This window comes from Paraburkholderia caribensis (genome assembly GCF_002902945.1).
GTDB classification, from domain to species: Bacteria; Pseudomonadota; Gammaproteobacteria; order Burkholderiales; family Burkholderiaceae; genus Paraburkholderia; species Paraburkholderia caribensis.
On record NZ_CP026101.1, the window covers coordinates 976,734 to 991,730 of the forward strand.

Sequence of the window (14,997 nt, forward strand, 5' to 3'; positions counted from 1 at the left end):
TACCCGACCGCGCCCCGTCCGCGAGAATGCCGCGAGAACGCGCCTCGCTCAAGGATGCCCGCGCGAACAGCGAAATCACCAGCAACCGTCACTCGCGCGATTGCTGGTCGCCGCTAAACGCACCCTTGCCATCAGCCTTCTCATCGGCCCTGAAACCCGCCTTGTCGTCGCTCGACGTATCGCGCAACCCGTGCGTGCCCATCAGCCGATACAGCGTCACACGCGAAATTCCAAGATCCGTGGCGGCTTCGTTGAGCCGGTGCCGATGCCGCAGCAGCGCGACTTCGATGGCACGCTTCTCCGCGGCCTCGCGCGCCTGGGCAAGACTCATCGTCTGCTGCTCGCTGAAGTTCGCGAGGTCGAGATCCACAGCGGATATCAGCTTGTTTTCCGCCATCACGATCGCGCGGCGCACCCGGTTGATCAGCTCGCGTACATTGCCCGGCCAATGGTAGTTGTACATTGCCTCGATCGCCGAGGGCGTGAAGCCGCGAATCTTGCGCGCATTGTCCGTCTTGAACTTGCCGAGAATATGATGCGCAAGCAGCTCGATGTCCTTGCCCCGCGCGCGCAGCGGCGGCTCGTCGACGCGCAGCACGCACAGACGGTGAAACAGGTCCTGGCGGAAGCGCCCATCCCCCATCGCGCCCTCCAGATCGACGTGCGTCGCCGAGATGATGCGCACGTCGACGGAAATCGATTCGTGCCCGCCCAGCCGCTCGATCTTGCCTTCCTGCAGGAAGCGCAGCAGGCTAGCCTGGCTTTCCATCGGCAGATCGCCGATTTCATCGAGAAACAGCGTGCCGCCGTTGGCCGATTCGACGCGCCCGATCTTGCGCTGGTTCGCGCCCGTGAACGCGCCGCGCTCGTAGCCGAACAGCTCCGACTGCAGCAGATGATGCGGAATCGCGCCGCAATTGATCGGCACGAACGGCGCCTTGCGGCGCGGAGAGCGTTCATGGATCGCGAGCGCCGTCAGTTCCTTGCCCGTGCCCGATTCGCCCGAGATGAACACACTCGCGTCGGTGTTCGCGACCTTGCGGATCGTGCGGAACAGCTGCTGCATCGCTTCGCAGGTGCCGACCATCTCGTCGTCGCTCGCGCCCGTCGTGTCGGGCGGCAGGTCGGCGTCGCACAGATTGACCATGCCGTACGCGTGGCCGACCAGATAGTCGATCGTCGCGTTTGCCACGGGAATCTTCACGTAGTCGAAACAGTAATGCCTGATCAGCCGCCGCACGGCCGGGTCTGCGAGCCGTTCGGGATTCGCCAGCGCGATCCAGCCGACCTGCTGCGCGCGCAGGCTCGCCTCCAGGCCCGGCAGATCGCGCACCGAAAAGCTCGCCATGTCGACGATACCCGCGCACATCGTCGCGGGCTTCACGAGCCGCCCGATCTCGTGCGCCGAGCGCGCGACCAGCACGCTCCAGCCACGGCTCTTCAGATGCTCGACGAGCGCGTCGTCAGGCGTGCGCGCGGCGTACAGCAGGATGCGCGTGCCGGGATCGGGCGCGGCGACGCGCGGCGTGTCGACGGTCGCGGGACACGTAGCAGGCGTGTCGTTCCCGCGTGAAACGGCCAGACGCAACCCGGAGCCTGCGAGCGGAGGAACGGAGCTCAGATGAGAAGTTTCGCGCACGATCTGCCTCGTATCGGTGTCACGTCAAAAGGTATAGGGAAAGCGCACGCCGATCACATAGTTCGGCGCGTCGGGCGTCATGCCGATCGATACCGAACCGTTGATCGTCAGATGCTTGTTCACTACATGGTTCAGGCCGAAATTCATCACGGCCGCCGTCGTCTCGCTGCCCGGCACCTTCACGTAATCGCCGCCGGGCGCTTTGGTTTTCGACGCGGGCTGCAGTGCGAGGGTGTACGAGATGCTGGCGGAGTCCTTGTCGGAGAACGCGAGCGCGACGCCCGCGCCGAGCTGGAAGATATCGCCGAGCTTGACGGTCGCGGGCTGCGTCTGACCGGCGATCGACGAGATATCCGAGAACGAGCGCGCGATGTTGTACGTGTAGGACAGGCTGCCGAACAGCACGACAGGGTCATAGGTCTTCAGCACCGACAGGCCTGCCGTCAGGTTCCAGAAGCCCGTGCCCGTGGGCAGCTTTGACGGCGCGACCAGGTTCGTGTTGTCCGGTTCGAGCTGCACGACCTTGATGCCGAACGGCGAGGTGCCCGTCGGCGATTTCACGCGCAGGCTGCCGACCACGTCGGGAATGTTGTTGGTCTCTTTCAGGATCTGGTAATAGAGCCCGAAGTTCACGTCGCCCACCGAACTCGAATTGACGGACGCGTCCGACAGCGTATTCGCCGCGCCGCCCGCGCCGCCGACGATGAACTGGCTGTGCCGGTAGACATACGGCACGTCGACATCGACGCTGATGCGGTCCGTGAGGCCGTAACGCACGTCGAGATCGGCCATCACCTGGTGCGACTTGGTCTGCCCCAGATTGATGTTGCCGAGAAAGATCGCGTCGAGCGCGAGGAAGCCCGACAGCTGCAGCTGCCGGCGGTCGTAGTAGGTATCGCTGATACCCCAGTCCAGCGTCAGCTTGTGATCGAAGAGCGGTGCGTGCTCGCGCTGCACGACGGCTTCCTCGGCCTGCGTGCGCACTGGCTCGGCGGCTTTCTGCGTCTGCCCGACGGCGCCTTCCGGCAGGCCGGGGCCGCTCGCCTGCGCGTTGGGATTGCTGGTGCCGGGCGAGCCCGCCGAGGTCGAGCCTTCCGGCGCGGGCGGATTGACGGGCACGCCCGTCGCGGTGCCCGTCGCGTTGCCCGGCGCGGGCGCGCCCGGCGTCACCTGGGCGAGCGGCGGCAGCGGCATCGGCAGGCCGTCCGCGCCCGGCTGCTCGGCAACGGCTTCGCTGCCGGCTGGTGCGCCATAGCCCGGCGCGCCGCGCCCGCGCTGCGACATTTCCAGATTCGTGACCTGCCGCTCGAGCGAGTGAATCTGCCGCTGCTGCTCGTCGACGACGCGCATCAGCGTGTTGAGCCGCTCTTCGAGCGACTGGTTGTTGATGGCTTGTGCGCCAACCCCCTGCGACAACGCGAATAGCATCGCGGCAGCAGGTATAGCCGCGAGTCGAACTCGCGGCTTCCTGCCTGTTGTATCGATCATCATTATTCTTCCCCCGGTGAAACTGGCAGTACTTGGCTGGTTCTTATGCTTCGTGCTGCCGCTTTCTGTAACTTCTCCTCCTGATGACGCCTGCCGGCGGGTGGCGGCCCGCCCTATCTCCTTGCATTTACCGCGTTTTGCAGGGCTTGTAGTACGCCGGCCTGGCGCAGCATCGCGGACGACATCGGTGCCGTCTGCAACGAGAGCTGCAACTGGTTGGCGACTTGCTGGTTATTGCCTGCAATCTGCAGTAGTTGGGCGATCGCGCCGGCCTGTTGCGCGTTGCTGGGTGCAATGGTTTGCGATGCGATGCCGGCAGGCGTCTGCAGCGCGACGGTCACGCCGCCGTTGCCGAACGAGATGCCCGCCTTGAGGTTGCCCGACGCGTTCGATGCCGCCGCGCTCTGCGCATTCGTGCCGCCTGTCAGCAGTTGCGGATTGTTGTTGAAGTCGATCGTCGCCGTGTTGAAGCCGGCGTTGCGATCGCCCGCCACCTGCGTGACCTGCGATACGCCGTTGACCGCGATGCGTTGTCCGCCGATCGTCCGGGCATTCGGGTCTGCGCCCGGATTGCCGCGGCCGTCGGTGACGCGCGCGAGCGTGTTGACGTTGGCCGTCAGCGCGTTCGCCGCATCGCGTGCAACGGAGAGGCTGCCTTGCGCAAGCGCGTTCGCGCCGTTCGGCAACTGCCATTGCGAAAGTACGTTCAATACGAAACCGGAGATCATTTGTCCGCCCGCGCCTTTTCCGGTCTGCTGGGCGAGCACGTCATCCCCGACGCTTTGCCACTGGATCGCCGCCGGCGCCACGTCGCGCGAGCTCGAGGCGTCGGCGGCGAAAGCGCTGGTGGCGAGGCCGCAAGCCGTAGCGATCAATGTCGCGAGACAGGTGCGGCCGGGCTGATTGAGGTAGTGCTTCATGGGTGGTCAGAACAGGTCTGCCTTGATCAAGCCGTATTCGACAAAGGGAGTCGCGGCCGTGCCGTTGGCGAGCGCGCGCTCGCGCAGCCGCAAGGCCAGCGACTCGTTGTCCTGCAACAGCGGGGAATCCTCCCTGAAAGGTTTCCCGACGACTGCGAATACGAGGCCATTCCATGTCTTCGCGAAGTCTTCCTCGAGCAATATCCGGTTGCCGAGAGCGGGGTCCGCGATGAAGATGCGACCGTCCTGCGCGTGCTTGACGATCACGAAATGCTCATAGCCGTCGAGGTTCATCAGAACCATGACGGGCACCTGGAGGTGATACAGCGCGTCCGTGTTCACGCGGAATCCGCGGCCCCGCAGCCCGATCGTCTCGACGAACTTCTTCATGTCGAGCATCGAGAAGCCGTTCTTCACCACGACCTCGGGCGTCGAGAAAACCATCATCCGGCGGATCAGGTCTGTCTCGGGGATGTCGATGCCGTAGCCGTACTTGAGGAGGGTTGCGAGCGCCGCCGCACCGCAGCTGTAATCGAACTGCTGGCTGACGATATGGCGGTAACGCAGGTCCCTCATCGAGTGCACCGTTTTTGTAAGCGGAATACCTGCGAGGGTAGACGTGTCGACGCTCGCCTGTGCGTGCACTCGCGCACACAAGGCGCAAGTAGTGAGCACAAGGGCAGTTGCGGCGGGTCGTAACGCCGGGAACCGGTCAAACCGGGACATGCTGGTCTCCTGCCAAGTCGCGCCGGCGGCTGCATTGGCCGCCGGCGCATCCCGTATGGCTGCCTGTTTCAGCTGCCTCTTTTTAGCGGCTGGTGTTCATCGAAGCGATGGCGAGCCCGTTGTGCTGCACGTTGCCCGCGCCGCCCGCGATGTTCACGCCGATGTTGCCCGTCGCATGGCTGAGCGCGCCTGCGCCGAGCATCGCGGTGCCTTCGAACGAACCACGGAAGTCCACGCCCGCCGTTTGCGACGACTCATCCGTTGCCACCATGGCCGCGCTGCCGTGGCTGCGCGAGACCGTCGACGTCGAAGCAGCCATGCTGTTGTTCTGCACGTTGCTGATACCCGACGCGACGTTCACGCCGACATTGCCCGACGCGTACTGCAGCGAGCCGTCGCCGACCGAGGCGTTGACGTTGAAGTTCTTGATGCTGGCCTTGCCGCCCGAGCTCTGGCTGTTGAAGACCTGGGCATTGCCGAACACGTTGCCGGCATCGACGGAAGCGAGCGCTGCGTCGTTGCTTTGCGCGTTGTTGACGCCTTCCGCAATGTTGACGCCGATGTTGCCGCTCACGTTCTGCGCGGCGTTGCTGCCCGTGGTCGCCGTCAGGTTGCCCGCCTTCTGCGTGTTGATGTGCTGCGTGACCGAGCCATAAACTTCGACGTCCGTCTTCGCGGTCGACGCGTTGAGGCCCCATTGCGCAGCGACGCTGTCGTGCGACTTCGACTTCTCGACTTCATAGCCGCTCGACTGTTCGGCGTAGGCCTTGTAACCCGAGCCCTGTCTGGCCTCGTAGCCCCACGCCTTGCCCTGGCCCGAGGCTTCGACTGCGCCGAACGATCCGCCAATCTGCTCGCTGTTGCGGTAGCTCGATTCCTTGTAGCCCGCCGACAGCCCGCCCGAGATGCTGGCATGACCCGAGGAGTCGCCCGTCCACGGGTTGTAGTGCGAACCCGTTTCGTAGCTGACGCCTGCATGTCCGCCTGCCGAGATGTGACCGCCGGCGTTCTGGCTTTCATGGCTGAAGCTGCCGCCAATCGACGCCGCCTGTGCGCTGAACTCGAAGCCGCCGCCCTTGACGGAGCTGCTCTGGCTGCCATACGCATAGGCCGACGATGCCTGATGGCCTTGCGCGCCATACGACTCGGACGAGTGCGAGGTCGACCGCGATGCCCATGCGCTGCCGCCGCTATTGATCGACTTGTAGCTGTTGTCGATCCGCGTCGTGATCGAGCCGGACGTGTACGACTGCGCATTCGGGCTGAGCGAGGCGTTCGCGTACGCGTGCTGCGAATTGTTGACGACTGCGCCCGCCGTGCTGGAGACGCCGACGCAGCCGAACAGCGTGACGAATCCTTCGATCCCGACGGCTTCTCCAACCAGCGTCGCATTGAAAATGAACGGGTTCTTCAGCGGGCTCGCGAAGGCGCTGGAGGAAGCGGCTGCGAGAACGGCTGCTGCAATGAGAGTGCGCTTCATGGTTTCGCTCCGATACTGGTTATGGTCAGTTAGAAAAGCGTGCCCGCCGGGGGACGGAGCACAAAACTGTTCGCCGTGGCATTGCCGGCTCCGGCAGTCTGGTTGATCTGCACGATTCCATTGACGTTCTTGAAGGCATCGCTGGAAATGCTGGTCTCGCGGACGCCTTGTGGTGGGACCGCTCGACCGTGACCGCCGTTGTTCGCGGCCGTCGCGGATAGCACCCCATCCGGGACGGTCTCGACCCCAGGCGCCACAGTGCCGAGCAGCACACTGTTGCGCTGGAGGTTCCCTGCGCCCGCAGACTGGTTCACCATCACCGCTCCGGACGAATTCGAAAATGCGTTGCCTTCGATCGACGCGCGCGCGCTCGGCACCCGCACCCGCGCAGTGGCGCTCTGGATGCTCGCGTTGTCGTTCGCGACGGCGTTGCCGTTGGTGATCGTCAGCTGGTTGGCCTGCGCGTTGTTCAGGCCCGCAGCCTGATTCACCGTGACTGCGCCCGTCGCGCTGACGGCGGCGCCCGTGGCGATGCTCGCGTCGCCGCTCACGTCGCCGCTCACGTCGCCGCTCACGCGCCCCACCTGCTGCGCGTACGACGGTTGTCCGGCGGCGAGCGCGAGTGCCGCGAGTAGTGGAAGCAGGCGAAGTAGCGTATTCATTTTCCGAGTCCCCCGAGCGCGCCGCCGAGCGCGGTAGACAGCGGCGCCAGCGCGCCCGTCACCGACGACGAAATGTTGCCGCCGACGCCCGGCGCCGGCTGGCCGATGCCGCCCGAGTTGAGCGCGACGTTGTTGTTCGTGGTGTTGCCCGTGAGGATGCGCGTGACGGCCTGCAGGCCGGCGCCGCCCGCGACGCTTCTGTCGAGCCCCGTCGAGCCGTGCGCGTTGGTCAGGTCGGCATCCGACGCGACTTGCGCCATCGTCGGGTTGAAGGTGGTGGCGGGGAAGGTCGAGACGCGCGCGCTGACGGGGTTCTGGTCTTTCGGCACGGGCGCATAGGCGATGCGCGGGGCGATCTCGCGCTGCACGACGATGTCGCCCGGGTTCGCGGCCTGTGCGAAGGCCGGGCCGGCGAAGCCGGCGGCAGACAGACCGGCGAGACCGGCGAGACCGCCGATGACGGTCAGCCGTGTCGCGAGCCGTGGCGCGCCAAACGTGCTAATTGCACCCATTGCGCGGCTGCACAGCGTCCCCCATGAAGCGATCATGTTGTATGTCCCCGACTATCAAATTTGGAGTGCGAAACAGTCTGCACTGATCTCTTTTGTCTGCAATGTCGTGTTGCCGTGTTACTTCCTCTGGTAGTTCGCTACGTTACCTTGTGCGGCGCGCGCGGCATCAATGGGAATGGGCAGCGGCGACGGCGGCGCGATTTCGTCCCACAGCGTGACGGCCGAGCCGCGCAGCAACTGCGGCGTCGCCGCGACCATCACCATGCCCGCCGCGCCGCCGCGCTGGCGCGACAGCATCTGGTCGTCCAGCGCGAAGTCGCTCGTCGCGGCGCTGTCGGCCGGCACGTTCGTGAACTGTGAGCCATTCGGGGTAATTCCGTTAGCAACATCCACACCCGTCGTTGTGTCCGCGATCACGTCCGGCGTCTCTTCCGCGACGACTTCGGTTGTCTGCTGCGCGGCGGGCGCCGTCACGTTTGCCGCATCCGCGAAGGGTGCCTGTGCGTATGTATCAGCCGTATCAGCTGCGCCAGCTGACATTGACGACAGTGCAAGTGCGACGCACACGGCGACGCCGGCGGGCAGTAGTGAAATGTGGTTCGAGTCGATGCGGAAAGCGAGTCGCATGATGTCTCTCCTTGGTGAGGGACATTTAGCGAAACGTGTGCCATCTGTCGCAATCCATTGATGGAATTGGAGGTGGCGAATTGGTGCGGCTGTTGGCCGAGTCAAATCGGAGGTAAACGTTTCAGGTCTGAAACCTGGGCCCGAAAACACGCCGATTTCAAATCGATGCGTTAAGCGCGAGTCATGCGTAGTACGTTGATAAAAAAGTATGGTGAATGCGCTTCCACCGTTTTAATCGGTCCCCAATGAGCATGCTCATGAACCACAAACCCTTATCGGACAAGGCTAAACGATTTAGTTCGCATATTTGTTTTCGACGGCTCGCGCGTATAGTAAGCTCTCATCCACAGCATACGATTTTAAAAAGCCCACTACTGGGCCGTTTCAATACACGCGCCGTTTTTCGGGGATCAGCTGTCCGTACGGAATGGAATGGCCGTTCGGTTTTCGCTGTTTGCGAATCCCGTGCGAATAGGCGTGCCTGAAAAGCTAAATCCAGATCAGCACATGCCGTCATCCTTAACGTTCGTTGACGAGAGGATCTGAATAATGGAATCCGCCACGCGGCAACTGATTTACGTATCAAGAGATCCCAGCGCGGAGTTGAACACGCGTTTTCATGAGCGCGGGTGGCATGTCGAGGTCGTCGGTTCGGCACGCGATGCCCGCCGCGCCGTGCGCTCGGGGATGGCGGCGGGTGGTCTGCTCGATCTGTCGAGCTGTTTCCAGCAGCATGAAATCGCGGCGTTCGAATCGTGTCTGACCATGCCGAATGTCGGCTGGGTCGCCACCACGATGGCGGGTCAGTTGCAGGACGCCGCATTGCGCCGGCTCGTGCGCGACTATTGTTTCGATTACGTTACCGTGCCTTATTCGGGCGACCGGATCGTCGATTCAGTCGGTCATGCATATGGCATGGTTTCGCTTGGCGAGCCAGCGTCCAATGATGCGTCGCAAGGCGGCACGGAAGGCGAAATGGTCGGGTCGTGCGACGCGATGCTCGCGCTGTTCCGCTCGATCCGCAAGGTCGCGATGACCGACGCCCCCGTGTTCATTTCCGGCGAATCGGGCACGGGCAAGGAACTCACGGCCGTTGCCATTCACGAGCGCTCGTCGCGCCGCAACGCGCCGTTTATTCCCATCAATTGCGGCGCAATTCCTCCGCATCTGCTGCAATCCGAATTGTTCGGCTATGAGCGCGGCGCGTTCACGGGCGCGAACCAGCGCAAGATCGGGCGCGTCGAAGCGGCGAACGGCGGCACGCTGTTCCTCGATGAAATCGGCGACCTGCCGCTCGAAAGCCAGGCGAGCCTGCTGCGCTTCCTTCAGGAGCGCAAGGTCGAGCGGCTCGGTGGACATGGCTCGATCGAAGTGGACGTGCGGATCATCTCCGCGACGCACGTCGACATGAACACGGCGATGATCGAAGGGCGGTTCCGTTCGGACCTGTATCACCGGCTGTGCGTGCTGCAGATCGACGAGCCGCCGCTACGGGCGCGCGGCAAGGACATCGAGCTGCTCGCGCGGCATATGCTCGAACGTTTCAGGAAAGATGCGAGCCGCCGGCTGCGTGGCTTTGCGCCCGATGCGATCGCGGCGCTTCACAACTACAGCTGGCCGGGCAACGTGCGCGAGCTGATCAACCGCGTGCGGCGCGCGATCGTGATGTCGGAAGGGCGGGCCATCACGGCGCGCGATCTCGAACTGGCCGAGTATGTCGAAATCGTACCGGTGTCGCTTGCGCAGGCGCGCGAGGCCGCCGAGCGCCAGGCGATCGAACTGGCGCTGCTGCGTCATCGCGGCCGTCTGGGCGATGCCGCGCAGGAACTCGGTATTTCGCGCGTCACGCTGTACCGCCTGTTGTGCTCGCACGGCATGCGGCATATGGAAAGCGAGCCGCTCGCACCGCACGCGGAGTTGCCGTCTACCATGCCGCATCTGTGAGCGCTTGCCGCGCGGCCACCTGATTGGCGTAAGGACAAAAGCCCGGTCGATTGACCGGGCTTTTTGTTTGCGAAGCGTCCGTTCCCAAACGCCGCGATCTGCGGTGCATGAAGCGTTCAGACTCGCGATGGTTGCCTATGCGACGGTTCTGCCGGCGCGCCCGACGCGTTCACGTGCGTTCGCCCGGCTTGCTAGAATCGGGGTTTTCCCAGAAACGGTCCGGCGCGCCCAGCGTTCTGCCGAAGGAACCCGCATGAAACAGTACCTCGACCTCGTCCGCACGATCCTCGATACCGGCAGCTGGCAGGAAAACCGCACCGGCATCCGCACGATCAGCATGCCGGGGGCGATGTTGCGCTTCGATCTGCAGCAGGGCTTCCCCGCCGTGACGACGAAAAAGCTCGCGTTCAAATCGGCAATCGGCGAACTGATCGGCTTTCTGCGCGCGTCGCGCAGTGCCGCCGATTTCCGCGCGCTCGGCTGCAAGGTCTGGGACGGAAACGCAAACGAAAACGCTCAGTGGCTCGCCAATCCTTACCGGCAAGGCCCGGACGACCTCGGCGACGTGTACGGCGTGCAGTGGCGCAAGTGGCCCGCCTACAAGGTGCTCGACGCGACGGCGAGCGCGCAGCTCGAAGATGCGGCATCGCGCGGCTACGCGCCCGTCACCACGTTCGAGGAAGACGGCGTGCAGAAGGTGCTGTTGTACAAGGCGATCGACCAGATTCGCCAGTGTCTCGACACGATCATGAAGAATCCGTCCGACCGCCGGATTTTGTTTCATGCGTGGAATCCCGCCGTGCTCGAAGAAATCGCGCTGCCGGCTTGCCATCTGCTGTATCAGTTCCTGCCGAACGTCGCGAAGCGCGAGATTTCGCTGTGCCTCTATATCCGCAGCAACGATGTCGGCCTCGGCACGCCGTTCAACCTGACGGAAGGGGCGGCGCTGCTGCACCTCGTCGGCCGCCTGACGGGTTATACGCCGCGCTGGTTCACGTACTTCATCGGCGACGCGCACATCTACGAGAATCAGCTCGACATGTTGCAGCAGCAACTGATGCGCGATCCGTACGAAAGCCCGCAGCTCTCGATTTCGGAGCGCGTGCCCGAGTATGCGAAGACGGGCGTCTACGAGCCCGAGTGGCTGGAGAAGATCGAGCCGTCCGATTTCTCGCTGATCGGCTATCGCCATCACGAACCGCTGACGGCGCCGATGGCGATCTGATCCGTACACGGTTCTTCTTCGACTTGAACGGGAAACGCCCGCCGCGATTCGCGGCGGGCGTTTCTGTTTGCGGCGTGACGCCGCTTCTTACCCGCGATGATGCTCGTCGTGTCCGCCCCCCGTCGTGCGCTGGTCCTGATGCGGCTGAGGTTGGGGTTGCGGATGTGGCTGCTGCACCTGTTGCGGCGGACGGGCCTCCTGGCGCGGTTGCGGCTGAGGCTGCGGTTGCGGATGAAACTCCGGGCGCGGCTGAGGTTGCGGCGGCGGACGCACTTCCTGGCGAGCCTGCTGCTGCGGTTGCTGCGGCTGCGGATGAAACTCGGGACGCGGCTGAGGTTGCGGCTGCGGCCGGATTTCCTGGCGAGCCTGCTGTTGCGGTTGCTGCGGCTGCGGACGAGCCTCCGGACGTGGCTGAGGCTGGGCCTGGGCCTGCGGACGGAATTCCTGACGCGCCTGCTGTTGCGGTTGCGATCGCATATCGGCTCGCGGCGGCTGTTGGATTTGGGGTTGCGGATGCATCTCCGGACGTGCTTGGGCCTGAGCCTGCTGCACCGGTGCGGGCTGCCCACGCTGATCCTGGCCATGCGGCGGCTGTCCTTGTACAACGGCGCCGCCGAACCCATTCCCCGGTCTTTGCGCTGGCTCGCGCTGCTGCGCGACCTGACCCGGCTGTGACATAGGCGGACGCTGTCCAGGCGTCTGTGCCGCGCCTGGCTGCTGCGGATTGCCGTGTTGCTGCGCCATTGGCGCGTGGTGCTGTGTCCACATGGGTTCACGCTGCTGACCCGCCACGGTATCGGGCCGTTGCGCGTTTCCGGGCTGACCCGGCTGTTGAGGCATGCCGTTCATCGGGCGGCCGCCCGCAAATTGCGGCGGACGCGGTACGCCGTTCCCCGGCTGCCCCGCTACGCTGTGCGGCTGGCCATTGCCCTGCGGCGCCTCGCCGCCACCCGCCCGCTGGCCATTCGGCGCGCCCGCCATTTGTCCTGGTGCGAAGCCGTGTCCCGGCATGCGTTGCTGCTCACCCTGCGGCGCACGGCCGCCGGGTCGCTGAGCGCCCGGGCCGCCCGCAGCACCTGCCACGGGCGCACCTGGCATGGCACCGGGCATCTGCCCTGGCGCATGCGAGCGCACGACCCGAACGTTCGCGACCGGACCATTCCCGCCGAGCGTCTGCGCACCGAAGCGTGCCGGCACCGACGTATGAACGATCGGCTCGCCCGCGCCCGGCACGCGTCCGTGGCCGCCTTGCGCGAAGCTCTGCGCCAGCCGGTCATGAAACGCAGCGGGGACGCCCGGATTGCGCGTACCGACGACAGGCCGCGCCATCACGTTCGCCGGCGGACGATACGCGGCGTTGCGCGTGCCGGGCCCGAAGCTCTGCCTGACGGGCGCGATGCCCGGCGCGCCCGCATTGAAGCGGGCGTTGCGCCATTGCGCGGGATCGGCGCGATGTGCGAAGCGGTTGGTCGGCTGTCCGTGGACGAACGCCGTCGCTGGCATCGCCGTCACGGCGCCTGGCGCGCGATAGTTGATGTACGTGTTGTGGATGTTGTTATGGATATCCACGCGGTTGTTGACGATGACCGTGTTGTTCACGCGCTCGTAATAGCGCGGGCTCCAGTCATGGTCGCGGCCCCAGTGCGGATGCCACGGCTCGCCGGGCCCGAGCGCGAACCACGCCAGACCTGCCGCCGCCGCACCGCCGACAGCGAGATTCACGCCCCAGTCGCTGCCGCCGCCATCGCCATCGCCGACAAAGGCGACGAGGGCAGGCGCATAGACGGGCGGCTCGCTGACGGCGGCCTGTCCCGGCACCCAGGCCCATGAATCGTCGACATAAGCCCAGCGGCCATAGTGATACGGCGCGAAACCCCACGGCGCGTCGTCGACCCATGTCCAGCCCCATGGCGCCTGCCAGGCCCAATGGCCGTCGCGATACGGCGCCCAGCCGGCCGGCTCCTGATTCGGCACCCACACCTGGCCGTACTGCGGCGTGCTGCGCCATGTGCCGTTCGCGTCGAGATCCTGATAGCCGGGCATCTCGCGCGACACATAGCGCGCCGACACCGAGCGCTCCTCGGCGGCATCGCGGCTTGCTGCCCACTGATCGAACGGATCGGCGCCAGGCGCGCCGCCGGCGGCTACCTGTTGCAGGCTGGTACCCGTGAACGTGACCTGCTGCCCGGCGCCGACGGGCATCTGACCGTTGTCGCCATAGACGGTCGCGCTGCCGCTGCGTACGGTAACAGTGGTGCTGCTGCCATCGGGCGCGACGTCGACGCGGTAGTCGCCGGGGCTGTTCACACCCAGCGCGAGGTTTGGCGTGTCGATCTCATAGGACGAGCCCGGCGCGATCGCGCGCACGCGTGTCGACAGCGTGCCTTGCGCGACTTTCAGCTGTGCGCTGTTGTCGTCGAGGTTGAGGATATCGAGGCTGGTTTGCCCGCCCATGCGCACGGCTGTCGATCCGATGTGCAGTTCCGAGCGGGCATTCCTGTCGTTCCACAACTGGTCGCCTGTCGTGAGCGGGCGGTTGACCTGCGCGTACGACCAGTCGGACGCGCCTGCCGGTTCGGTCGTGACCGTGCCCGCCATGTAGTTCAGGCGCGCGATGCGTCCGGGCGGATCGCTGTCGGGCGCGGTTTGCGCATAGTTGCCGGGCGGCGGCGCGTCCTGTGCCGCGGCGCTCTGCAGCGCAAGCGCCGTCAAGGCGCCCGCGACGGCGAGCGCCACGAGCGAAGCCCGACGCGCATCGCGTCGAAGGCCAGGGTTAGCGTGTCTGGATGTCGTACCGGGTGTGGCGAGTGATTTCATGGTTGTCGCTCCATCGGGCGCCGCGTCGGGCGGCGCCGTGTGAAGTCACTGTACCTTTGGCCCCTGTTTCAAGGCGCTGTCATTTGTAAGCCATCCAGACGGCGCTGTAACAAAAGTTGTCGCGTGGCTCGCTTTGGTCGGACGAATCGATCGTCAATGGCCGAGGAACGCGTCGAACTGACGATGTCCGATGGGCGTCACGCGCAGGATTCGTGGCCGCTCGGTGCGTTCGACCCAGCCCTGCGACGACCACGAATCGAGCAGCGCGGCGCCAAGCGCGCCGCCGAGATGCGGGCGCCGCTCGCTCCAGTCCGGGCAGGTGCAGGCGAAGCGCCGGCGGCGCCCGCGCTGCTGCGACACGTCGATGCCCCATTGCGCGAGCAGCGCCGTGCCGTCGGAGGTCGCTTCGAGCGCGTCGCCGTGGACGGCCAGCAGACCGCCGCCGATGAGCCGCTCGTAGACCCGCACGGCCACTTCGCCCGCCATGTGGTCGTAGCAGGTGCGCGCGTAGCGCATGTCGACGGGAACGGTGCGCGCCGGACGCGGCACGGTGCGTTGCGGGGCCGTGGCTTGCGCGACATTGGCGAGCGCCTCGATGGTCGACGCGATTTCCGCCGACGCGATGCGGAAATAGCGATGCCGGCCGCGCACTTCGAGCGCGAGCAGCCCGCCATCCGTCAGCCGCGCGAGATGCGCGCTCGCCGCCGACGGCGACAGCCCCGCAATCAGCGTCAGTTCGCCCGCGGGACGCGCGGTGCCGTCCATCAACGCCCACAGCATCGCGGCGCGGCCGGGATCGGCGAGCAGCGCGCCGATGCGGCTCAAACCGGGAAAGTGATTCGGTTCGGAGGGAAACGCAGCGGCCATCGGGGTCTCCTGTTTCTGGTTGCGCTAGTCACGGCTCCACTCTAGGCGGAATGCGCATTCGATGTTTCAGGCTGTCGTGAAGCGTCGGAT

At 65.3% G+C, this 14,997-nt stretch carries 12 protein-coding genes; 2 read left to right on the forward strand and 10 right to left on the reverse strand.

Annotated elements, in window-relative coordinates; translation table 11 throughout:
• Positions 1–88: 88 nt before the first annotated feature.
• The 8 genes from C2L66_RS04360 to C2L66_RS04395 all read right to left on the reverse strand — a co-directional run bounded on the left by C2L66_RS04360 (position 89) and on the right by C2L66_RS04395 (position 8,054).
• Positions 89–1,639 carry a sigma-54 dependent transcriptional regulator gene (locus C2L66_RS04360; protein WP_060601777.1) on the reverse strand — a complete coding sequence of 517 codons (1,551 nt, stop codon included), beginning with the start codon at positions 1,637–1,639 and terminating at the stop codon, positions 89–91.
• 24 nt (positions 1,640–1,663) lie between these two features.
• Positions 1,664–3,130, reverse strand: coding sequence for a hypothetical protein (locus C2L66_RS04365; protein WP_054934109.1), 1,467 nt, complete (start codon positions 3,128–3,130; stop codon positions 1,664–1,666).
• A gap of 110 nt (positions 3,131–3,240) precedes the next feature.
• Positions 3,241–4,047: a hypothetical protein gene (locus C2L66_RS04370; protein WP_054934110.1), complete on the reverse strand. Its 807-nt coding sequence runs from the start codon at positions 4,045–4,047 to the stop codon at positions 3,241–3,243.
• Between the two features lie 6 nt (positions 4,048–4,053).
• On the reverse strand, positions 4,054–4,773 hold the full coding sequence (locus tag C2L66_RS04375) for a C39 family peptidase (RefSeq protein ID WP_054934111.1): 720 nt from the start codon (positions 4,771–4,773) through the stop codon (positions 4,054–4,056).
• Positions 4,774–4,855: 82 nt separating this feature from the next.
• Positions 4,856–6,253 (reverse strand): hypothetical protein, encoded by a 1,398-nt coding sequence (locus tag C2L66_RS04380; RefSeq protein ID WP_060601773.1) that lies wholly within the window; start codon positions 6,251–6,253, stop codon positions 4,856–4,858.
• Between the two features lie 29 nt (positions 6,254–6,282).
• On the reverse strand, positions 6,283–6,915 hold the full coding sequence (locus C2L66_RS04385) for a hypothetical protein (RefSeq protein WP_060601770.1): 633 nt from the start codon (positions 6,913–6,915) through the stop codon (positions 6,283–6,285).
• Positions 6,912–7,463: a hypothetical protein gene (locus tag C2L66_RS04390; RefSeq protein WP_060601767.1), complete on the reverse strand. Its 552-nt coding sequence runs from the start codon at positions 7,461–7,463 to the stop codon at positions 6,912–6,914. Before C2L66_RS04390 ends, C2L66_RS04385 begins: the two co-directional genes overlap by 4 nt.
• Positions 7,464–7,544: 81 nt before the next feature.
• Complete coding sequence (locus C2L66_RS04395; protein ID WP_060601764.1) at positions 7,545–8,054, reverse strand: hypothetical protein; 510 nt, start codon at positions 8,052–8,054, stop codon at positions 7,545–7,547.
• 549 nt (positions 8,055–8,603) lie between these two features.
• On the opposite strand from C2L66_RS04395, the gene C2L66_RS04400 reads away from it, so the two are divergent.
• The gene (locus C2L66_RS04400) at positions 8,604–9,998 is read left to right on the forward strand and encodes a sigma-54 dependent transcriptional regulator (RefSeq protein ID WP_035990122.1); all 1,395 of its coding nucleotides are present in this window, start codon (positions 8,604–8,606) and stop codon (positions 9,996–9,998) included.
• A gap of 253 nt (positions 9,999–10,251) precedes the next feature.
• Positions 10,252–11,223: a thymidylate synthase gene (locus C2L66_RS04405; RefSeq protein WP_054934116.1), complete on the forward strand. Its 972-nt coding sequence runs from the start codon at positions 10,252–10,254 to the stop codon at positions 11,221–11,223.
• Between the two features lie 87 nt (positions 11,224–11,310).
• On the opposite strand, the gene C2L66_RS04410 is transcribed toward C2L66_RS04405, so the two are convergent.
• Together C2L66_RS04410 and C2L66_RS04415 are read right to left on the reverse strand one after the other, a co-directional pair.
• Positions 11,311–14,040 (reverse strand): DUF6600 domain-containing protein, encoded by a 2,730-nt coding sequence (locus C2L66_RS04410; protein WP_060601760.1) that lies wholly within the window; start codon positions 14,038–14,040, stop codon positions 11,311–11,313.
• A gap of 153 nt (positions 14,041–14,193) precedes the next feature.
• Entirely contained in the window at positions 14,194–14,907 is a 714-nt protein-coding gene (locus C2L66_RS04415; protein WP_060601757.1) for an ArsR/SmtB family transcription factor, read from the reverse strand.
• Positions 14,908–14,997: the final 90 nt, after the last annotated feature.